Source organism: Streptomyces rubiginosohelvolus, assembly GCF_014649875.1.
Classification (GTDB): Bacteria; Actinomycetota; Actinomycetes; order Streptomycetales; family Streptomycetaceae; genus Streptomyces; species Streptomyces rubiginosohelvolus.
On record NZ_BMTW01000005.1, the window covers coordinates 84,881 to 104,429 of the forward strand.

At 69.3% G+C, this 19,549-nt stretch carries 20 protein-coding genes; 19 read left to right on the top strand and 1 reads right to left on the bottom strand.

The genetic code is table 11. The annotated features are described in order from the left end of the window. The first annotated feature begins 195 nt into the window (after positions 1-195). The 19 genes from IE134_RS14650 (at position 196) to IE134_RS14740 (ending at position 18,682) form a co-directional block, all read left to right on the top strand. Positions 196-1,971, top strand: coding sequence for a trypsin-like serine protease (locus tag IE134_RS14650; RefSeq protein WP_098018968.1), 1,776 nt, complete (start codon positions 196-198; stop codon positions 1,969-1,971). Positions 1,972-2,225: 254 nt separating this feature from the next. Continuing rightward, the gene (locus IE134_RS14655; protein WP_098895439.1) at positions 2,226-3,329 is read left to right on the top strand and encodes an LCP family protein; all 1,104 of its coding nucleotides are present in this window, start codon (positions 2,226-2,228) and stop codon (positions 3,327-3,329) included. A gap of 165 nt (positions 3,330-3,494) precedes the next feature. Next, a complete protein-coding gene (rpmE, locus tag IE134_RS14660) occupies positions 3,495-3,719 on the top strand; it encodes a 50S ribosomal protein L31 (RefSeq protein WP_003966263.1) in 225 nt (74 codons plus the stop codon). Positions 3,720-3,876: 157 nt separating this feature from the next. After that, positions 3,877-4,953 (top strand): peptide chain release factor 1, encoded by a 1,077-nt coding sequence (gene prfA / locus IE134_RS14665; RefSeq protein ID WP_030715261.1) that lies wholly within the window; start codon positions 3,877-3,879, stop codon positions 4,951-4,953. Positions 4,954-4,993: 40 nt separating this feature from the next. Further along, positions 4,994-5,839: a peptide chain release factor N(5)-glutamine methyltransferase gene (gene prmC, locus IE134_RS14670; protein WP_030715259.1), complete on the top strand. Its 846-nt coding sequence runs from the start codon at positions 4,994-4,996 to the stop codon at positions 5,837-5,839. Positions 5,840-5,891: 52 nt separating this feature from the next. Next, positions 5,892-6,539, top strand: coding sequence for an L-threonylcarbamoyladenylate synthase (locus IE134_RS14675; protein ID WP_010060177.1), 648 nt, complete (start codon positions 5,892-5,894; stop codon positions 6,537-6,539). Further along, positions 6,536-7,177, top strand: a complete 642-nt coding sequence (locus tag IE134_RS14680; RefSeq protein ID WP_189430709.1) for an arsenate reductase/protein-tyrosine-phosphatase family protein — start codon at positions 6,536-6,538, stop codon at positions 7,175-7,177. The genes IE134_RS14675 and IE134_RS14680 overlap by 4 nt, the downstream gene beginning before the upstream one ends. Before the next feature lie 149 nt (positions 7,178-7,326). Further along, positions 7,327-8,622: a serine hydroxymethyltransferase gene (gene glyA, locus IE134_RS14685; protein ID WP_030715255.1), complete on the top strand. Its 1,296-nt coding sequence runs from the start codon at positions 7,327-7,329 to the stop codon at positions 8,620-8,622. Positions 8,623-8,706: 84 nt separating this feature from the next. Further along, complete coding sequence (locus IE134_RS14690) at positions 8,707-10,104, top strand: MraY family glycosyltransferase (protein ID WP_189430711.1); 1,398 nt, start codon at positions 8,707-8,709, stop codon at positions 10,102-10,104. Positions 10,105-10,371: 267 nt separating this feature from the next. Then, entirely contained in the window at positions 10,372-10,812 is a 441-nt protein-coding gene (locus IE134_RS14695) for a Cg1360 family ATP-synthase-associated protein (RefSeq protein WP_010072149.1), read from the top strand. Positions 10,813-11,012: 200 nt separating this feature from the next. Next, positions 11,013-11,846: a F0F1 ATP synthase subunit A gene (atpB, locus tag IE134_RS14700; protein WP_010060171.1), complete on the top strand. Its 834-nt coding sequence runs from the start codon at positions 11,013-11,015 to the stop codon at positions 11,844-11,846. 88 nt (positions 11,847-11,934) lie between these two features. Beyond that, positions 11,935-12,165, top strand: a complete 231-nt coding sequence (gene atpE / locus IE134_RS14705; RefSeq protein ID WP_006127588.1) for an ATP synthase F0 subunit C — start codon at positions 11,935-11,937, stop codon at positions 12,163-12,165. 41 nt (positions 12,166-12,206) lie between these two features. Then, the gene (locus tag IE134_RS14710) at positions 12,207-12,743 is read left to right on the top strand and encodes a F0F1 ATP synthase subunit B (RefSeq protein ID WP_010060169.1); all 537 of its coding nucleotides are present in this window, start codon (positions 12,207-12,209) and stop codon (positions 12,741-12,743) included. Beyond that, entirely contained in the window at positions 12,740-13,555 is an 816-nt protein-coding gene (locus IE134_RS14715) for a F0F1 ATP synthase subunit delta (protein ID WP_030715247.1), read from the top strand. Before IE134_RS14710 ends, IE134_RS14715 begins: the two co-directional genes overlap by 4 nt. Before the next feature lie 128 nt (positions 13,556-13,683). Continuing rightward, positions 13,684-15,255: a F0F1 ATP synthase subunit alpha gene (atpA, locus tag IE134_RS14720; RefSeq protein WP_030715245.1), complete on the top strand. Its 1,572-nt coding sequence runs from the start codon at positions 13,684-13,686 to the stop codon at positions 15,253-15,255. Positions 15,256-15,258: 3 nt separating this feature from the next. Continuing rightward, positions 15,259-16,176, top strand: coding sequence for a F0F1 ATP synthase subunit gamma (locus IE134_RS14725; protein WP_010060166.1), 918 nt, complete (start codon positions 15,259-15,261; stop codon positions 16,174-16,176). Next, on the top strand, positions 16,176-17,618 hold the full coding sequence (gene atpD / locus IE134_RS14730; protein WP_010060165.1) for a F0F1 ATP synthase subunit beta: 1,443 nt from the start codon (positions 16,176-16,178) through the stop codon (positions 17,616-17,618). Before IE134_RS14725 ends, atpD begins: the two co-directional genes overlap by 1 nt. 109 nt (positions 17,619-17,727) lie before the next feature. Beyond that, on the top strand, positions 17,728-18,102 hold the full coding sequence (locus IE134_RS14735; protein WP_030715243.1) for a F0F1 ATP synthase subunit epsilon: 375 nt from the start codon (positions 17,728-17,730) through the stop codon (positions 18,100-18,102). A 133-nt stretch (positions 18,103-18,235) separates the two neighbouring features. Continuing rightward, positions 18,236-18,682: a DUF2550 domain-containing protein gene (locus tag IE134_RS14740; protein ID WP_030715238.1), complete on the top strand. Its 447-nt coding sequence runs from the start codon at positions 18,236-18,238 to the stop codon at positions 18,680-18,682. 108 nt (positions 18,683-18,790) lie between these two features. Here the strand turns inward: IE134_RS14740 and IE134_RS34130 are convergent. Next, positions 18,791-19,549: glycoside hydrolase family 18 protein (locus IE134_RS34130; protein ID WP_229823560.1), on the bottom strand; the 759-nt coding region annotated here is incomplete at its 5' end.

Below are 19,549 nucleotides of genomic sequence, written 5' to 3' on the forward strand. Positions count from 1 at the left end.
CCCTGCACATTCCCTTGCCGTTGTTACTGACGTAATGTCTGGGGCAGTTGAGGTGGGGGGCCATCGAGGCGGAACGGCAGAGGCGTGAGCCCTGCGGTGATCCGCCCTGCGCAGCGGACAGTTCACGCACCCCCCGCCGTTTCCCGACCGGCGGGGCTTTCGCGTCTCCCCGGTTCCTATCCGAAGGATCACCGCGTGCACATACGCACCACGGGGGGCCGGCACGCGCGCCGGCTCAGACTCGCCGTTCCGGCGGCGGCCGTCACCGTCCTCGCCCTCGTCGGCACCGCGCTGACGATGTCCTCCTCCCAGGCCGAGGAGCCCGCGCCCTCGTTGCCGATGGCAGCCCCCGAACGGCCCGCCGCCCCGGCCGAGTCGCAGCTGCGCGAGCTGGTGGCCGACGCGGCCGGATCGGACCGCGAGGTGCTCCCGCCGGCCAAGTTCGCCGGGGACGGCCCGGGCACCCCCGCCCCGATGGTCATCGGCGGAACGCAGACCTCGATCTCCAGCGCCCCGTGGATGGCGCAGCTCTGGTACTACGACGACCAGGGCACCCCGGCCGACGAGAGCGACGACACCGGCTTCTTCTGCGGCGGCGTCGTCATCGCGCCCACGAAGATCGCCACGGCCGCCCACTGCGTCAAGGGCTACGACTGGAACGCCAACGGCGCGGTCGTCACCGGCAGCACCTCCACCGAGCCCAACAGCAGCGGCACCGTCTCCTGGCCCTACCGCCAGTGGAACAGCCCGGTCTACAAGGACGTGCAGGGCGCGGCCGACAACGACGTCGCCGTCCTCACCCTCTTCGAGCCGGTCACGGCCAAGTCCCTTCCGGTGGCGGCCAACACGGACACCGGCCTGTACACCGCGGGCACCCAGGCCAAGGTCTACGGCTGGGGCCGCACCAGCTCCACCGACGACGCCATCTCCACCACCCTGCGCTCGGCGACCCTGCCGATCGTCTCGGACTCGGCGTGCCGCAGTTCGTACGGCAGCTACTTCGTCGCGGGCCACATGGTCTGCGCGGGCAAGACCGGCGCGAGCGACGCGGAGACCGTCGGGGCGTGCAACGGTGACTCCGGCGGCCCGCTGGTCATCGGCGGCAAGCTGGCCGGCATCGTCTCCTGGGGCATCGAGGACTGCGTCGGACAGGGCGCGTACAGCGTCTTCGCGAAGGTGACCAGCTACACGTCCGCCATCAACGCGCGCGCCTACGACACCAACATGACCTGGGACCACCGTGCGGACCTGATGGCCCGCAGCAAGTCCAACAAGACGATGTACCAGTTCAAGTCGACCGGCACCGGCATGACGAAGGCCACGTACAGCAGCGACTGGGGCGGCATCAACGTCCTGCTCCAGACGGACCTGAACCGGGACGACAACCAGGACCTGCTCGTGCGCGGCACGGACGGCAACCTGTACTGGCAGTGGTACAGCATCGCGGCCGACGACTGGCAGACCACGCGCCTGGCCACCGGCTGGGGCACCCGCAAGCAGATCCTCGCCCCCGGCGACCTGACGAGCGACGGCCACCCGGACATCCTGTCGACCGACTCCTCCGGCGGCTTCTGGCTGTACCCGGGCAAGGGCAACGGCACCTTCGCCGCCCGGATCAAGATCGGCGGCGGTGGTCTCAGCTACAACATGGTCCGCGGCAGCGGTGACTTCACCAACGACGGCAAGGCCGACATCATCGCCCGCGGCAGCGGCGGCAAGATGTACCTCTTCAAGGGCACCGGCAAGGCGAGCGCCCCGTTCGCGCCCAAGGTCCTCGTCCGGACCTGGGACGTCGCCACGGCCCTGGTCACCACCGGTGACTTCACCGGCGACGGCCACGCGGACATCATCGTCCGGGTGAAGACCGGGGAGCTGTACCTCTACCCGGGCACCGGCAAGGCCAACAGCGACATCTTCGGCGCCCGCAAGCTGCTCGGCACCGGAGCCAACAACTACGACCTGTTCGGCTGACCCGAGACCTTGACCACATCCCGTACGGCTCACCGGCAGTCCGCACGATCGCCGTACGGGGAACGAAACCCCAGGTGAACGCCGCCTCACGGCTCGTACGCCCGTAAGACCTGTGGCCCCCGTCCTCCGACGGGGGCCACAGGCGTCTGTGCAACCCTTCTTGGTGCTTCGGCCGTCCCAACAGGAGAGGCCGACCGCGCGTGGGACACCACGGCAGGGGGCACACGGGCACACAGGAGTGACGAGGGAGACGCGTGAGCGAGCAGAGCAGGGGCACGGGTCGCATACGCGGCACCGGCAGCCGACGGAGGAAGCCGACCCGCCGGCACCGCGCCAAGGTCATCGCGGCCTGGACGGTGGCGGGAGTCGTGGTCGTCGGCGGGGCCGGGCTCGGCTACGCGTACATGGCGCTCGACGGCAACCTCTCCAGCATCGACATCGACGCCAAGCTGGGCACCGACCGTCCCGACGACGTCGACGACGGCTCGCAGGACATCCTGGTGCTGGGCTCCGACTCGCGCTCCGGCGACAACGGCAAGTACGGCCAGGACGAAGGTGCGGCCCGCTCGGACACCGCGATGGTCGTCCACGTCGACAAGGGCCACAACTCCGCGAGCGTCGTCTCGATACCGCGCGACACCCTGATAGAGCGCCCCGCCTGCGCGAGCGATACCACGGACGAGACGGTCCCCGCCGAGCACCGGGCGATGTTCAACACCGCCTACGAGGTCGGCGGACCCGCCTGCGCGGTGAAGACCGTCGAGTCGATGTCCGGCATCCGCATGGACCACTACCTGGAAGTCGACTTCACCGGCTTCAAGAAGCTCATCGACGAGCTCGGCGGCGTCGAGATCACCACGAAGACCGCGATCGACGACTCCAAGAGCCACCTCGACCTGGAGCCCGGCACCCACACCCTGAACGGCGAGGAGTCCCTCGGGCTCGTCCGTACCCGCAAGAGCGTCGGCGACGGCAGCGACCTGGGACGCATCCAGCTCCAGCAGGCGTTCATCAAGGCGCTCATCGACCAGACGAAGAGCGTCGGGGTGTTCTCCAGCCCCAAGAAGCTCTACGGTCTCGCGGACGCCGCCACCAAGGCCGTCACCACCGACTCCGGACTCGGATCGGTCAAGAAGCTCACCGGTTTCGCCAACGGTCTCAAGGGGCTCGGCGCCGACAACGTGCACATGGTGACCCTGCCCGTGGAGTACGACCCGGCCGACCCGAACCGGGTCCTGCCGCAGGAGAAGGCCGGCCGGCAGGTGTGGGCCGCGCTCAGGAACGACCGGCCGATCCCCGCCTCCGCCACCGAGAAGTCGGCCGGCGACAAGGGCGACGCCGACAAGGTCGTCGAGTAGCCCACCGGTCACCCCGGGTGCACGGCCGGGCGGCGGGAATACCCGCGCCCCGCCCCCGGTTTTGGGAGATACGGCCGGTCCTGGCAGACTGGTACGTCGGCCCCGGTTCACGGCCCCGCAAATCCGCGCGGACGACCCGGCGCCCTCCCGAAACTAGGAGACACCTTGAAGCGCGACATCCACCCCGAGTACGTCGAGACGCAGGTCAGCTGCACCTGCGGTGCGTCGTTCACCACCCGGAGCACCATCGACAACGGCACCATCCGTGCCGACGTCTGCTCCGAGTGCCACCCGTTCTACACGGGCAAGCAGAAGATCCTCGACACCGGCGGCCGCGTGGCCCGCTTCGAGGCCCGCTTCGGCAAGGCTGCCGGCTCCGCCAGCAAGTAGCGAGCCACTGCGCCGGTTCCTGGCGCCCTCTTCCCGGGGGCGTCGGAACCGGCGTTTTTTCCGGTCGGGTGTCCGGGGGAGACCCGCCGGACGCCAACACCGGGCAGTCACGCCCTCCAGCAGGCCCGCAGATCTCAGAGCAACCAGGAGCCCCCGCATGTTCGAGGCGGTCGAGGAACTGATCGGTGAACACACCGGTCTCGAGAAGAAGCTCGCCGACCCGTCGGTCCACGCCGACCAGGCCAACGCGCGCAAGCTGAACAAGCGCTACGCGGAGCTGACCCCGATCGTCTCCACGTACCGGGCCTGGAAGCAGACCGGCGACGACATCGAGACCGCCCGCGAGTTCGCCGCGGACGACCCCGACTTCGCCGCCGAGGTCAAGGAGCTGGAGAAGCAGCGCGAGGAGATCACGGAGAAGCTCCGCCTCCTCCTCGTCCCGCGCGACCCCAGCGACGACAAGGACGTGCTCCTGGAGATCAAGGCGGGCGCCGGCGGCGACGAGTCCGCCCTGTTCGCCGGTGACCTGCTGCGCATGTATCTGCGCTACGCCGAGCGCGTCGGCTGGAAGACCGAGATCATCGACTCCACCGAGTCCGAACTCGGCGGCTACAAGGACGTCCAGGTCGCGGTCAAGACCAAGGGCGGCAACGGCGCCACCGAGCCCGGCCAGGGCGTCTGGGCCCGGATGAAGTACGAGGGCGGCGTGCACCGCGTGCAGCGCGTTCCCTCCACCGAGTCCCAGGGCCGCATCCACACCTCCGCCGCGGGCGTGCTCGTCACCCCCGAGGCCGAGGAGGTCGACGTCGAGATCCACGCCAACGACCTGCGCATCGACGTCTACCGCTCGTCCGGCCCCGGCGGCCAGTCCGTCAACACGACCGACTCCGCCGTCCGCATCACGCACCTGCCGACCGGCGTCGTCGCCTCCTGCCAGAACGAGAAGAGCCAGCTCCAGAACAAGGAGCAGGCCATGCGCATCCTGCGGTCCCGGCTGCTCGCCGCCGCCCAGGAGGCCGCTGAGCAGGAAGCCTCCGACGTCCGCCGCAGCCAGGTCCGTACCGTCGACCGCTCCGAGAAGATCCGGACGTACAACTTCCCGGAAAACCGCATCTCGGACCACCGCGTCGGCTTCAAGGCGTACAACTTGGACCAGGTGCTCGACGGCGACCTGGACGCGGTGATCCAGGCGTGCGTCGACGCCGACTCCGCCGCCAAGCTCGCCAACGCGTAAGCGACCCGCCCGCCCCGCATCCCCCGTACGGAGAACCGCGATGAACCTGCTGCTCGCCGAGGTGGCCCAGGCCACCCAGCGGCTGGCCGACGCCGGTGTCCCCTCACCGCGATTCGACGCCGAGGAACTCGCGGCCTTCGTCCACGGGGTGAAGCGGGGCGCGCTCCACGCGGTCCCCGACAGCGACTTCGACGCCCGCTACTGGGAGACCATCGCCCGCCGCGAGGCCCGCGAACCCCTCCAGCACATCACCGGCCGCGCCTTCTTCCGCTACCTGGAGCTCCAGGTCGGACCCGGCGTCTTCGTGCCCCGCCCGGAGACCGAGTCGGTCGTCGGCTGGGCCATAGACGCCGTGCGCGCGATGGATGTCGTCGAGCCCGTCGTCGTCGACCTGTGCACCGGATCGGGCGCCATCGCGCTCGCCATGGCCCAGGAGGTCCCCCGCTCCCGCGTCCACGCCGTGGAGCTCTCCGAGGACGCCCTCAGGTGGACGCGGAAGAACGCCGAGGGGTCCAGGGTCACCGTGCACAAGGGAGACGCCCTGAGCGCCCTTCCCGAGCTCGACGGCCAGGTCGACCTGGTGATCTCCAACCCGCCGTACATCCCGCTCACCGAATGGGAGTACGTCGCCCCCGAGGCCCGCGACCACGACCCGGAGATGGCCCTCTTCTCCGGCGAGGACGGCCTCGACACCATCCGCGGCATCGAACGCACCGCCCACCGTCTGCTGCGCCCCGGCGGCCTCGTCGTCATCGAGCACGCCGACACCCAGGGCGGCCAGGTCCCCTGGATCTTCACCGAGGAGCGGGGCTGGGCCGACGCGGCCGACCACCCCGACCTCAACAAGCGCCCCCGGTTCGCCACCGCCCGCAAGGCCATGCCGTGACCGGCCCCCGGCACCACCACCCGTACCCGCATCTGTCCGAGGAGGCCGGCTGATGGCTCGGCGATACGACTGCAACGACGCCACCGACCGGACCACGGGCCTGCGCGAGGCCGCATCGGCCGTCCGCCGGGGCGAACTGGTCGTGCTGCCCACCGACACCGTGTACGGGATCGGTGCGGACGCCTTCACCGCGGAGGCCGTCGCGGACCTGCTGGACGCCAAGGGCCGGGGCCGCAACATGCCCACGCCCGTCCTCATCGGCTCCCCGAACACCCTCCACGGCCTGGTCACCGACTTCTCCGAGCAGGCCTGGGAGCTCGTCGACGCCTTCTGGCCCGGAGCCCTCACCCTCGTCGCCCGGCACCAGCCCTCCCTCCAGTGGGACCTCGGCGACACCCGGGGCACCGTGGCGATCCGGATGCCGCTGCACCCGGTCGCCATCGAGCTGCTCACCGAGGTCGGCCCGATGGCCGTCTCCAGCGCCAACCTCACCGGACACCCCTCGCCCGAGGACTGCGACGCCGCCCAGGGCATGCTCGGCGACTCCGTCTCCGTCTACCTCGACGGCGGCCCGACGCCCGGCATCGTGCCGTCCTCCATCGTCGACGTCACCGGCGCCACCCCGGTCCTGCTGCGCGCCGGCGCCCTCTCCGCGGAGGAGCTGCGCAAGGTGGTCCCCGACCTCGAGGTGGCCAATTGACCGCCCCCGAGGGGCGTGGCATAGCGGGGCGGACCGACACCTTCCGCATCCTCCACGTCAGCACCGGCAACGTCTGCCGCTCGCCCATCACCGAGCGGCTGACCCGCCATGCCCTGGTGGACCGCCTCGGCGATCCGCTCAGCGGCGGCCTGATCGTGGAGAGCGCGGGCACCTGGGGCCATGAAGGCGCCCCCATGGAGGCCAACGCCGAGGTCGTCCTCGCCGACTTCGGCGCGGACGCCAGCGGCTTCGTCGGCCGCGAACTGCTCGACGAGCACGTCATCCGCGCCGACCTGGTCCTCACCGCCACCCGCGACCACCGCGCCCAGGTCATCTCCATGGGCCACTCCGCGGGCCTGCGCACCTTCACGCTCAAGGAGTTCACCCGGCTGGTCCGGGCGATAGACCCGGCCACCCTGCCCGACCCGCGCGACGAGGGCGTCGTCGAGCGCGCCCGCGCCCTGGTGCGCGCCGCCGCTGCCCTGCGCGGCTGGCTGCTGGCCCCGACCGCCGACGCGGACGAGGTCTACGACCCCTACGGCGCCCCCATCACCTTCTTCCGCTCGATCGGCGACGAGATCAACCAGGCGCTCGACCCGGTCGTCACCGCGCTCACCGGCGTACGCGCCCCGCACTGACCGGCCCTCCCGCGCCGTGCGGTACGCCGGTGCGCCGACCGGCGTACGGCACCCTCCGACAGCGGGCACGCCGCCCCGCCCCGGCGTACGTTGGAGCTGACACCGGCACCCCTCGCCGGCGCACCCACCTCCAGGCCCGGAGCCGTCCCATGCCGGTCACCTCTCCCGCCGCACCCCCGTCCGCGGCCGTGCCGCCCGCGCCCGACCGCCCCGACGCCCTGCCCCAGGACTTCGGCACGCTGCTGGGCCAGGACCCGGAGATCGCCGGGATCCTCCTCGCGGAGCGGGACCGGCAGGCGGGCACCCTCCAGCTGATCGCCGCCGAGAACTTCACCTCGCCCGCGGTCCTGGCCGCCCTCGGCTCCCCGCTCGCCAACAAGTACGCCGAGGGGTACCCGGGAGCCCGCCACCACGGCGGCTGCGAGCAGGCGGACGCCGCCGAACGCATCGCCGTACGCCGGGCCACCGCCCTCTTCGGCGCCGAACACGCCAACGTCCAGCCGCACTCCGGCTCCTCCGCCGTCCTCGCTGCCTACGCCGCGCTGCTGCGCCCCGGCGACACGGTCCTCGCGATGGGACTCCCGTACGGGGGCCACCTCACCCACGGGGCGCCGGGCAACTTCTCCGGCCGCTGGTTCGACTTCGTCGGCTACGGGGTCGACCCGGACACCGGGCTCATCGACCACACCCGGCTCCGCGCCCTGGCCCGCGCCCGCCGCCCCAAGGCCATCGTCTGCGGCTCCATCTCCTATCCCCGCCACCCCGACTACGCGCTGTTCCGGGAGATCGCCGACGAGGTCGGGGCGTATCTGATCGTGGACGCCGCCCACCCGATGGGGCTGATCGCCGGGGGAGCGGCGCCGAACCCGGTCCCGTACGCCGACGTGGTCTGCGCCACCACGCACAAGGTGCTGCGCGGACCGCGCGGCGGCATGATCCTGTGCGGCGCCGATCTCGCGGAGCGGATCGACCGGGCCGTGTTCCCGTTCACCCAGGGCGGGGCGCAGATGCACACGGTGGCGGCGAAGGCGGTCGCGTTCGGGGAGGCGGCCACCCCCGCTTACACGCTCTACGCCCACCAGGTCGTCGCCCACGCCCGGGTGCTCGCCGCCGGCCTGGAGGCGGAGGGTTTCGAGGTGACCACGGGCGGCACGGACACCCATATCGTCGTCGCGGACCCGGCCCCGCTCGGTGTCGACGGCCGCACCGCCCGTGAGCGCCTGGCGGCGGCCGGTATGGTCCTCGACACGTGCGCCCTGCCGTACGGGGACGCCCGGGGCATCCGGCTCGGCACCGCCGCCGTCACCACGCAGGGCATGGACGACGGGGACATGGCCCGCATCGCGGCCCTGTTCGGAGCGGCCGTACGGGAGCCGGGCGATGTGAGCCCGATCGCGGCGGAGGTCCGGGCGCTGGCGGAGCGGAATCCTCCCTATCCGGGGTAGGCGAGGCGCATGGAACCATCACCCGTACCGTTGAGTCCTTGTATCAGAGACTAGGGTGTGGGGCTGAGATGGCCGGCGAAACCTGTGGGGCAGCCCGTGCGTGATTACCTGCTGACGCTCTGTGTCACGGCAGCGGTGACCTATCTGCTGACCGGACCGGTGCGTAAGTTCGCCATCGCGATCGGGGCGATGCCCGCGATCCGTGCGCGCGACGTCCACCGCGAGCCGACACCCCGGCTCGGTGGGATCGCCATGTTCGGCGGACTGTGTGCGGGACTGATCGTCGCCGACCACCTGTTCAATCTGCAGGGTGTCTTCGAACTCTCCAACGAGCCACGGGCGTTGCTCTCCGGAGCCGCCCTGATCTGGCTGATCGGCGTGCTCGACGACAAGTTCGAGATCGACGCCCTGATCAAGCTCGGCGGCCAGATGATCGCCGCCGCCGTCATGGTCATCCAGGGGCTCACGATCCTGTGGCTGCCGATCCCCGGCGTCGGCACGGTCGCCCTCACCCAGTGGCAGGGCACGCTGCTCACCGTGGCGCTGGTCGTCATCACGATCAACGCGGTGAACTTCGTCGACGGCCTGGACGGGCTCGCGGCGGGCATGGTGTGCATCGCCTCGGCGGCGTTCTTCCTCTACGCCTACCGGCTCTGGATGGGGTACGGGATCGAGGCGGCGGCCCCCGCGACGCTCTTCTCGGCGATCCTGATGGGCATGTGCCTCGGCTTCCTGCCGCACAACATGCACCCGGCGCGGATCTTCATGGGCGACTCGGGCTCGATGCTGATCGGCCTGGTGCTGGCGGCGGGCGCGATCTCGATCACGGGCCAGGTCGACCCGGACAACATGCGGCTCTTCTTCGAGGGCAGTGAGCGCGGGGCGACCCACGCGATGTTCCCGGTCTTCATCCCGCTGCTGCTGCCGCTGACGATCATCGCGATCCCGGCCGCCGACCTGATCCTGGCCATCGTCCGGCGTACCTGGAACGGCCAGTCGCCGTTCGCCGCCGACCGGGGCCACCTGCACCACCGGCTGCTGGAGATCGGTCACTCGCACAGCCGGGCCGTGCTGATCATGTACTTCTGGTCGGCCCTGATCGCCTTCGGCACGGTCAGCTACTCGGTGCACTCGGCCTCGATGTGGATCGTGTTCGTGATCGTGGGGGCGAGCGCGGTCGGTCTGATCCTGCTGCTGCTGCCGCGCTTCACCCCGCGTACCCCGCACTGGGCCAACCGCTTCGTGCCGCCGCGCTACCGCCACCGGGCCGCGGAGCAGGAATCCTCTCCCTCGCCCCCCTCGGGCGACCAGCCGGCGCCTGTGGCCTCCGGGGCCCAACAGGGCGCGGGGGGCGCTCAGATGGGCGAGGAAGCCGCCGACCGGGCCCCTGTGGCGGTCGGGGTGTCCGGCGTCAACGGCGCTACCGCGATCGGCGCTCGTTCGCGGTTCTCCGATCGCCGTTCCGTCGACTCCTCCCGTTGACGATTCGGAAGTCGCGGTGCATTAGCAGACATTGCGACGCCTTGTCGTGCACACACGCGCGGGTTAACTCTCATGTGTGACAGTTGGCACACTTTCCAGGTAAAGACCTCATCAAATAGTTTGTGATACCGTTCACGAGACCCGGTGACGGAGCCGAAGGACCCTAGTGAGACGGTCCATTGGCCTGGTAAACCGCCTCGCGGACCGGGCCTACGCTCGTCCATGACGACGCCCCATTCCTCCTCTCAGACCAGTGGAGCTGCCGCCATGCAGTCCGACATGCGCGAAGTACTGCGCATCGCCACCCCCACCGCCGCGGTGGGAGCCATCGCCACGCTCGTCGGCGGGCTCGTCGTCGGCGGCAAGGGGGCGATCGGCGCCGTCGTGGGCTGCGTGGTGGTCATCCTCTTCATGGCCCTCGGACAGCTGGCGCTGCAGTGGGTCGCCAAGTCGATGCCGCACCTCTTCCAGGGCATGGGGCTGCTGGTCTACTCGGTCCAGCTCGTGCTCCTGCTCGGCCTCATCATGGCCATCAGGAACACCACTCTCTTCGACCTCCAGGTCTTCGCCCTCACGCTGGTCGTTTCGGTGATCACGTGGATCGTCACGCAGACCGTGCTGCACGCCAGGAGCAAGACCCTGTACGTCGATCCCGACGGGGAGAGCGGGAAGACCCCGGGCGGAACCGAGGGGAAGCATGACCAGTAGGGCCGGGATAAAGCCCTGTTCGACATGCTGCTATCGTCCGGTCTCGGTTGCGGTACTGCGGGCGCGGACAACACGGCTGTCGCCTGATACATCGCGAGGCTTCGGGCCCGGCCGCCGCCTCCCCACCGTAAGAACCAGTCCGGTGCCGACCTGCGGCTGCCAGCCGCTCCGATACAACGAGGTAGCCGTATCCATGCGCCATGCAGAAGGAGCTCCTGGTGACTGCTGACGCCCAGACGCTCGCCTTCGAGGTTGACTGCCACCTGTTCCAGGGCTCGTGCGGATTCCCAGCCCCGAGCGCGTGGTCGTTCATCTTCGACCCGATCTTCTCGATCGGGCCGGTCGAGTTCAACAAGCCGATGCTGCTCGCGATCATCGGGACCTTCGCCATCCTGGCTCTGTTCTGGGCCGGCTTCTCCAAGCCCAAGGTCGTCCCGGGCAAGCTCCAGATGATCGCGGAGACGCTCTACGACTTCGTGCACCGGGGTATCGCCAAGGAGATCATCGGCAAGAAGGGCGAGCCCTTCGTCCCGCTGCTGGTGTCCCTGTTCTTCTTCGTCTGGATGCTGAACCTCTGGGCGATCATCCCGATCGCGCAGTTCCCGGTGAGCTCGCTCATCGCGTACCCGGTCGGACTGGCTCTGCTGGTCTGGGTCGTCTACATGACGGTGACCTTCCGGAGCAACGGCTTCGTCGGCGGTATCCGCAACCTGTGCGTACCCAGCGGCCTGCCCAAGCCGATCTACGTGATCCTGACGCCGATCGAGTTCGTCTCGAACATCTTCGTGCGCCCCTTCACGCTGGCGGTCCGGCTCTTCGCGAACATGTTCGCCGGCCACATCCTGATCCTGGTCTTCACGATCGCGACCTGGTACATGCTCGGCACCGTGCTCGGCACCGTCTACGCCACCGCGTCGTTCGCCGTGACCCTGGCCCTGACCGTCTTCGAGATGTTCATCCAGGCGCTCCAGGCCTACGTGTTCACCGTGCTGACCGCCACGTACTTGTCCCAGGCGCTCGAAGAAGCGCACTGAGGACACCCGGGCCACCACCCGGACACCCCCTAGAACGTCCGGTGGACGCAATCTCCACCGGCCAATCAAGAGAAGGAATCACAGATCCATGTCTGAGACTCTCGCAGCCGTTGTGGGCAACGTCGGCACCATCGGTTACGGCCTCGCGGCGATCGGCCCCGGCGTCGGTATCGGCATCATCTTCGGTAACGGTGTGCAGGCCATCGCCCGCCAGCCCGAGGCGGCCGGCCTGATCCGCCAGAACATGCTGCTCGGCTTCGCGGTCATCGAGGCCCTGGCCCTGATCGGCTTCGTCGCCCCCTTCATCTACCCGAAGTAGTCCCGGCGACCTGACGATACGTTTCCGACGAAAGGTCCACCATGTTGCATCTGGCAGCCGAGGAGCCGCAGTCACCGCTGCTGCCGGTCTGGCCCGAGATCGTCATCGGTCTGATCTGCTTCAGCATTGTCTTCTTCGCGTTCTACAAGAAGCTCCTCCCGGCCATCAACAAGGCCCTGGACGAGCGTCGCGAGGCGATCGAAGGTGGCATCGAGAAGGCCGAAGCGGCTCAGACCGAGGCGCAGAGCGTTCTTGAGCAGTACAAGGCCCAGCTCGCCGAGGCCCGTCACGAGGCCGCCCGTCTGCGCCAGGAGGCGCAGGAGCAGGGCGCCGTCATCATCCAGGAGATGAAGGCGGAGGGTCAGCGCCAGCGCGAGGAGATCATCGCCGCCGGCCACACCCAGATCGAGGCCGACCGCAAGGCCGCCGCCTCGGCGCTGCGTCAGGACGTGGGCAAGCTCGCCACCGACCTGGCCGGCAAGCTCGTCGGCGAGTCCCTCCAGGACCACGCCCGGCAGAGCGGCACCGTCGACCGGTTCCTCGACGAGCTCGAGGCGAAGGCCGAGGCGGCCCGATGAACGGCGCGAGCCGCGAAGCACTGGCTGCCGCACGCGAGCGTCTCGACGCGCTGACCGACAACACGTCGGTCGACGCGGCGAAGCTCGCCGAGGAGCTGGCCTCGGTCACCTCGCTGCTCGACCGCGAAGTATCCCTGCGCCGGGTTCTCACCGACCCGGCCCAGAGCGGCGAGAGCAAGGCCGAGCTGGCCACGCGTCTGCTCAGCGGACAGGTCGGCGGCGAGACCGTCGACCTGGTCTCCGGACTCGTCCGGTCCCGCTGGTCGCAGTCCCGTGACCTGGTGGACTCGGTCGAGGAACTGGCGAACACCGCCGACCTCACCGCGGCCCAGCGCGGCGGCAGCCTCGACGACGTCGAGGACGAGCTGTTCCGGTTCGGCCGGATCGTCGGCTCCGACACGGAGCTGCGTTCCGCGCTGACCAGCCGTACGGCCACGGCCACCGCCAAGGGCGAGCTGCTGCGCAGCCTGCTCGGCGGCAAGGCGCAGCCGGTCACCGAGCGGATCATCGTCCGCCTCGTGACCCAGCCGCGTGGACGTAGCCTGGAAGCAGGGCTGGACTCGCTGTCCAAGCTCGCCGCGGAGCGCCGGAACCGCATGGTCGCCGTCGTCACCTCGGCGGTGCCGCTCAGCGACCGGCAGAAGCAGCGCCTCGGCGCCGCTCTGGCGAAGCTCTACGGCCGCGAGATGCACCTGAACCTGGACGTGGACCCCTCGGTCCTCGGCGGGGTGTCGGTGCGTGTCGGTGACGAGATCATCAACGGCACCGTCGCGGAGCGCCTCGACGAGGCGACCCGTCGCATGGCCGGCTGAGACAGAGCAAGACCTAGCAAGACCAGCGGCCCGGTTGGGCCGTGCAGAAATTGCAGAAGATTCCTGGGGGTCGGCCCCCAGACCCCCTTAAGAAACTTCGGGCCCAACAAGGAGAGCAGGGAACCCAGATGGCGGAGCTCACGATCCGGCCGGAGGAGATCCGGGACGCACTGGATAACTTTGTCCAGTCGTACCAGCCGGACGCGGCCTCGCGCGAGGAGGTCGGTACGGTCAGCGTTGCCGGCGACGGCATCGCGAAGGTGGAGGGTCTGCCCTCCGCCATGGCGAACGAGCTGCTGAAGTTCGAGGACGGCACCCTCGGTCTCGCCCTCAACCTCGAGGAGCGCGAGATCGGTGCGATCGTCCTCGGCGAGTTCAGCGGAATCGAGGAGGGCCAGCCGGTGCAGCGCACCGGTGAGGTGCTCTCCGTCGGCGTCGGCGAGGGCTACCTCGGCCGCGTCGTCGACCCGCTCGGCAACCCGATCGACGGTCTCGGCGAGATCGAGACCGACAGCCGTCGCGCCCTCGAGCTGCAGGCCCCTGGCGTCATGGTCCGCAAGTCGGTGCACGAGCCGATGCAGACCGGCTACAAGGCCGTCGACGCCATGGTGCCGATCGGCCGCGGCCAGCGTCAGCTGATCATCGGCGACCGTCAGACGGGTAAGACCGCGCTGGCCGTCGACACGATCATCAACCAGCGCGACAACTGGCGCTCGGGCGACGTGAACAAGCAGGTCCGCTGCATCTACGTCGCCATCGGTCAGAAGGGTTCCACCATCGCCTCCGTGCGTGGTGCGCTCGAAGAGGCCGGTGCGCTGGAGTACACGACCATCGTCGCCGCCCCGGCGTCCGACCCGGCCGGCTTCAAGTACCTGGCGCCGTACACCGGTTCGGCCATCGGCCAGCACTGGATGTACCAGGGCAAGCACGTCCTGATCATCTTCGACGACCTCTCGAAGCAGGCCGACGCCTACCGCGCCGTGTCCCTGCTGCTGCGCCGCCCGCCGGGCCGTGAGGCCTACCCGGGTGACGTCTTCTACCTGCACTCCCGTCTGCTGGAGCGCTGCGCGAAGCTCTCCGACGACATGGGCGCCGGTTCGATGACGGGCCTCCCGATCGTCGAGACCAAGGCGAACGACGTGTCGGCGTTCATCCCGACCAACGTCATCTCCATCACCGACGGCCAGTGCTTCCTGGAGTCCGACCTGTTCAACGCGGGTCAGCGTCCGGCGCTCAACGTCGGTATCTCGGTCTCCCGAGTCGGTGGCTCCGCCCAGCACAAGGCCATGAAGCAGGTCTCCGGCCGGCTTCGCGTGGACCTCGCCCAGTACCGCGAGCTGGAGGCGTTCGCCGCCTTCGGTTCCGACCTGGACGCGGCCTCGAAGGCCTCGCTGGAGCGCGGTAAGCGCATGGTCGAGCTGCTGAAGCAGCCGCAGTACGCCCCGTTCCCGATGGAGGAGCAGGTCGTCTCGGTCTGGGCCGGCACCACGGGCAAGATGGACGACGTCCCGGTCGAGGACATCCGCCGCTTCGAGAGCGAGCTGCTGGAGTACCTGCGCCGTGAGCGCAAGGACCTCCTGACCAGCATCGCCGAGGGCGGCAAGATGTCCGACGACACGCTGCAGTCGATCGCCGACGCGATCGCCGCCTTCAAGCAGCAGTTCGAGACCTCGGACGGCAAGCTCCTGGGCGAGGGCTGATCGATGGGCGCTCAGCTTCGCGTTTACAAGCGCCGCATCCAAGCCGTCACCGCGACCAAGAAGATCACCAAGGCGATGGAGATGATCGCCGCCTCGCGCATCGTCAAGGCGCAGCGCAAGGTGGCGGCATCGCAGCCGTACGCGACCGAGCTCACCCGCGCGGTGACCGCGGTGGCGACCGGCTCCGACGCCAACCACCCGCTCACCACCGAGGTCGAGACCCCGACCCGGGCCGCGGTCCTGCTCATCACGAGCGACCGCGGTCTGGCCGGCGGTTACTCCTCCAACGCCATCAAGGCCGCGGAGCGACTGCGGGAGCGCCTTGCCTCCGAGGGCAAGGAGGTCGACACGTACATCGTCGGCCGCAAGGGTGTCGCGTACTACGGCTTCCGCGAGCGCAAGGTCGCCGACTCCTGGACCGGCTTCACCGACAACCCGGCGTACAGCGATGCCAAGCGCGTCGCCGCCCCGTTGATCGAGGCCATCCAGAAGGAGACGGCCGAGGGCGGCGTCGACGAGCTGCACATCGTCTTCACGGAATTCGTGTCGATGATGACGCAGAACGCGGTCGACGCCCGGATGCTGCCGCTTTCGCTCGACGACGTCGCCGAGGAGAGCACCCGCAAGGGTGAGATCCTCCCGCTCTTCGAGTTCGAGCCGTCGGCCGAGGACGTCCTCGACGCCCTTCTGCCGCGCTACGTCGAGAGCCGTATCTACAACGCACTGCTGCAGGCTGCCGCTTCCGAGCACGCCGCCCGCCGCCGCGCGATGAAGTCGGCCACCGACAACGCCGGGGACCTCATCAAGAGCCTGTCCCGGCTTGCCAACGCGGCCCGCCAGGCCGAAATCACCCAGGAAATCAGCGAGATCGTCGGCGGTGCCAGTGCTCTGGCCGACGCGACCGCGGGGAGTGACAAGTAATGACGACCACTGTTGAGACGGCCGCTGCCACGGGCCGCGTCGCCCGGGTCATCGGCCCGGTCGTCGACGTGGAGTTCCCCGTCGACGCGATGCCGGAGATCTACAACGCCCTCCACATCGAGGTCGCCGACCCGGCTGAGGAGGGCGCTCGCAAGACGCTGACCCTCGAAGTCGCCCAGCACCTGGGCGACGGCATGGTCCGCGCGATCTCGATGCAGCCGACCGACGGCGTGGTGCGCCAGGCCCCGGTCATCGACACGGGCACGGGCATCACCGTTCCCGTCGGTGACATCACCAAGGGCAAGGTGTTCAACACCCTCGGTCAGATCCTGAACGAGCCGGAGGCCGAGGCGCAGATCACCGAGCGCTGGCCGATCCACCGCAAGGCCCCGGCCTTCGACCAGCTCGAGTCCAAGACCGAGATGTTCGAGACCGGCCTGAAGGTCGTCGACCTGCTGACCCCGTACGTCAAGGGCGGCAAGATCGGTCTGTTCGGTGGTGCGGGCGTCGGCAAGACGGTCCTCATCCAGGAAATGATCATGCGTGTGGCGAAGCTGCACGACGGTGTGTCGGTGTTCGCCGGTGTCGGCGAGCGCACCCGTGAGGGCAACGACCTCATCGACGAGATGACCGAGTCGGGCGTTCTGGAGAAGACCGCGCTCGTCTTCGGCCAGATGGACGAGCCGCCGGGGACGCGTCTGCGCGTGGCCCTGTCCGCCCTGACCATGGCGGAGTACTTCCGCGATGTGCAGAAGCAGGACGTGCTGCTCTTCATCGACAACATCTTCCGCTTCACGCAGGCCGGCTCCGAGGTCTCCACGCTGCTCGGCCGTATGCCGTCCGCGGTGGGTTACCAGCCGACCCTGGCCGACGAGATGGGTGTGCTCCAGGAGCGCATCACCTCGACGCGTGGTCACTCGATCACCTCGATGCAGGCGATCTACGTCCCCGCGGACGACCTGACCGACCCGGCCCCGGCCACCACGTTCGCCCACCTCGACGCGACGACGGTTCTCTCCCGTCCGATCTCGGAGAAGGGCATCTACCCGGCCGTGGACCCGCTGGACTCGACGTCCCGCATCCTGGACCCGCGGTACATCTCCCAGGACCACTACGCCGCGGCCAGCCGCGTCAAGGGGATCCTGCAGAAGTACAAGGACCTGCAGGACATCATCGCGATCCTCGGTATCGACGAGCTGGGCGAGGAGGACAAGCTCGTTGTCCACCGTGCCCGTCGCGTCGAGCGCTTCCTGTCGCAGAACACCCACGCCGCCAAGCAGTTCACCGGCCTGGACGGTTCGGACGTCCCGCTCGACGAGTCGATCGCCGCGTTCAACGCGATCTGCGACGGGGACTACGACCACTTCCCCGAGCAGGCGTTCTTCATGTGCGGTGGCCTGGACGACCTCAAGGCCAAGGCCAAGGAGCTCGGCGTCTCCTGAGCCTCCGGCTCACCGAGGGGGGTGGGTGTGTCCCGCCCCCCTCACCACGCCCCGTAGAATTGACCCAACACCCGGCCGGGCGGCCGGGTGGTGACCCGAGGAGCCACCCTTGGCTGCTGAGCTGCATGTCGAGCTGGTCGCCGCGGACCGAAGTGTCTGGTCCGGCGAGGCCACCCTGGTCGTCGCGCGTACCACGTCCGGCGACATCGGCGTCATGCCCGGTCACCAGCCGCTTCTCGGTGTGCTGGAATCGGGCCCGGTGACGATCCGCACGAGCGAGGGCGGCACCGTCGTCGCCGCTGTGCACGGTGGATTCATCTCGTTCGCGGACGACAAGCTGTCGCTGCTGGCCGAGATCGCCGAGCTGGCCGACGAGATCGATGTCCAGCGCGCCGAGCGGGCGCTGGAGCTCGCGAAGTCGGATGCCGACGCTGCCGCCGAGCGGCGCGCCGAGATCCGTCTGCGCGCGGTGGCGGTGCTCTAGCACCCCCACGGACAGATGTTTTTACTCAGCCGCGGCCCGAGCTGGAGCGATCCAGCCGTGTCGCGGCTGAGGCGATGCAGGTGAAATACGGTTTCGGTGTTCGTTACTCGACGATGCGAGGAGGTCGGTGGAGATGGTCCTCGCATTGTGGGTGGGCTTGTCCGTCGTCGTCATGGTCCTGCTGGGACTGTTCGTCTTCGGTCTGCGCCGGCGGCTGATCCAGCGCTCCGGAGGGACCTTCGACTGCAGTCTGCGCTGGGATGTGCCCGAGGAACCGGACTCCCTCGGAAAAGGCTGGGTGTACGGGGTCGCCCGCTACAGCGGTGACCGCGTCGACTGGTTCCGCGTCTTCTCCTACGCTCCTCGCCCCCGCCGGGGCCTGGAGCGTTCTGCGATCGAGGTGATCGCCCGCCGGATGCCGGAGGGCGAGGAGGAGCTCGCGCTGCTGTCCGACTCCGTCGTGCTCGGCTGTCTCCACCGGGGGACGCGCCTGGAGCTGGCGATGAGCGAGGACGCCCTCACCGGCTTCCTGGCCTGGCTGGAGGCGGCACCGCCCGGCCAGCGGGTCAACGTCGCGTAACCGCGTACGTACACAGCGAAAAACCGGGGAGACGGGGGGCGGACCCGTCTCCCCGGCGCTTTTTCCGGGGTCGTGCTTTTCGTGCTGCTTCGGGCTACGGCGTGGGGATCACTTGAGACCGTTGGCGATCGCGGTCACGAGTTCGCCGTTGGTGGTGTCACCGGAGAACTCCCAGGAGAACGCGCCTCCCAGGCCCTGGTTCTTCGCCCAGGTCATCTTCGAGCCGATGGTGGCCGGGGTGTCGTAGCTCCACCAGTTGGTGCCGCAGTGGGCGTACGCGGTGCCGGCGATGGTGCCGGTCGCCGGGCAGGAGCTCTTGAGGACCTTGTAGTCCTCGATGCCGGCCTCGTACGTGCCCGGGGCCGCGCCGGTCGCCGTGCCGCCGGGGGCGGCCTGGGTGACGCCGGTCCAGCCGCGGCCGTAGAAGCCGATGCCGAGGAGCAGCTTCTTGGCCGGGACGCCCTTCGCCTTCAGCTTGGCGATGGCGTCGGCGGAGGTGAAGCCCTGCTGGGGGATTCCGGTGTACGAGGTCAGCGGGGAGTGCGGGGCCGTCGGGCCCTTGGCCGCCCAGGCGCCGAAGAAGTCGTACGTCATCACGTTGTACCAGTCGAAGGACTGGGCCGCGCCCCCGTAGTCGGCGGCGTCGATCTTGCCGCCGCTGGAGCCGTCCGCGGTGATGGCGGCGGTGACCAGGTTGTTCGCGCCGAACTTGGCGCGCATCGCGTCGGCCATGGTCTTGATCGCGGCCGGGCCGCTGGTGTCACAGGTCAGACCACAGGCGTTGGGGTACTCCCAGTCCAGGTCGATGCCGTCGAAGACATCGGCCCAGCGGGGGTCCTCGACCAGGTCGTAGCAGGACTGGGCGAA

Bases quoted from the DNA above. Each gene is read 5' to 3' on its own strand.
- prfA (WP_030715261.1), top strand. From the start codon at position 3,877: ATGTTCGAGGCGGTCGAGGAACTGATCGGTGAACACACCGGTCTCGAG.
- prmC (WP_030715259.1), top strand. From the start codon at position 4,994: ATGAACCTGCTGCTCGCCGAGGTGGCCCAGGCCACCCAGCGGCTGGCC.
- IE134_RS14675 (WP_010060177.1), top strand. From the start codon at position 5,892: ATGGCTCGGCGATACGACTGCAACGACGCCACCGACCGGACCACGGGC.
- glyA (WP_030715255.1), top strand. From the start codon at position 7,327: ATGCCGGTCACCTCTCCCGCCGCACCCCCGTCCGCGGCCGTGCCGCCC.
- IE134_RS14695 (WP_010072149.1), top strand. From the start codon at position 10,372: ATGCAGTCCGACATGCGCGAAGTACTGCGCATCGCCACCCCCACCGCC.
- atpB (WP_010060171.1), top strand. From the start codon at position 11,013: ATGCAGAAGGAGCTCCTGGTGACTGCTGACGCCCAGACGCTCGCCTTC.
- atpE (WP_006127588.1), top strand. From the start codon at position 11,935: ATGTCTGAGACTCTCGCAGCCGTTGTGGGCAACGTCGGCACCATCGGT.
- IE134_RS14710 (WP_010060169.1), top strand. From the start codon at position 12,207: ATGTTGCATCTGGCAGCCGAGGAGCCGCAGTCACCGCTGCTGCCGGTC.
- IE134_RS14715 (WP_030715247.1), top strand. From the start codon at position 12,740: ATGAACGGCGCGAGCCGCGAAGCACTGGCTGCCGCACGCGAGCGTCTC.
- atpA (WP_030715245.1), top strand. From the start codon at position 13,684: ATGGCGGAGCTCACGATCCGGCCGGAGGAGATCCGGGACGCACTGGAT.
- IE134_RS14725 (WP_010060166.1), top strand. From the start codon at position 15,259: ATGGGCGCTCAGCTTCGCGTTTACAAGCGCCGCATCCAAGCCGTCACC.
- atpD (WP_010060165.1), top strand. From the start codon at position 16,176: ATGACGACCACTGTTGAGACGGCCGCTGCCACGGGCCGCGTCGCCCGG.
- IE134_RS14740 (WP_030715238.1), top strand. From the start codon at position 18,236: ATGGTCCTCGCATTGTGGGTGGGCTTGTCCGTCGTCGTCATGGTCCTG.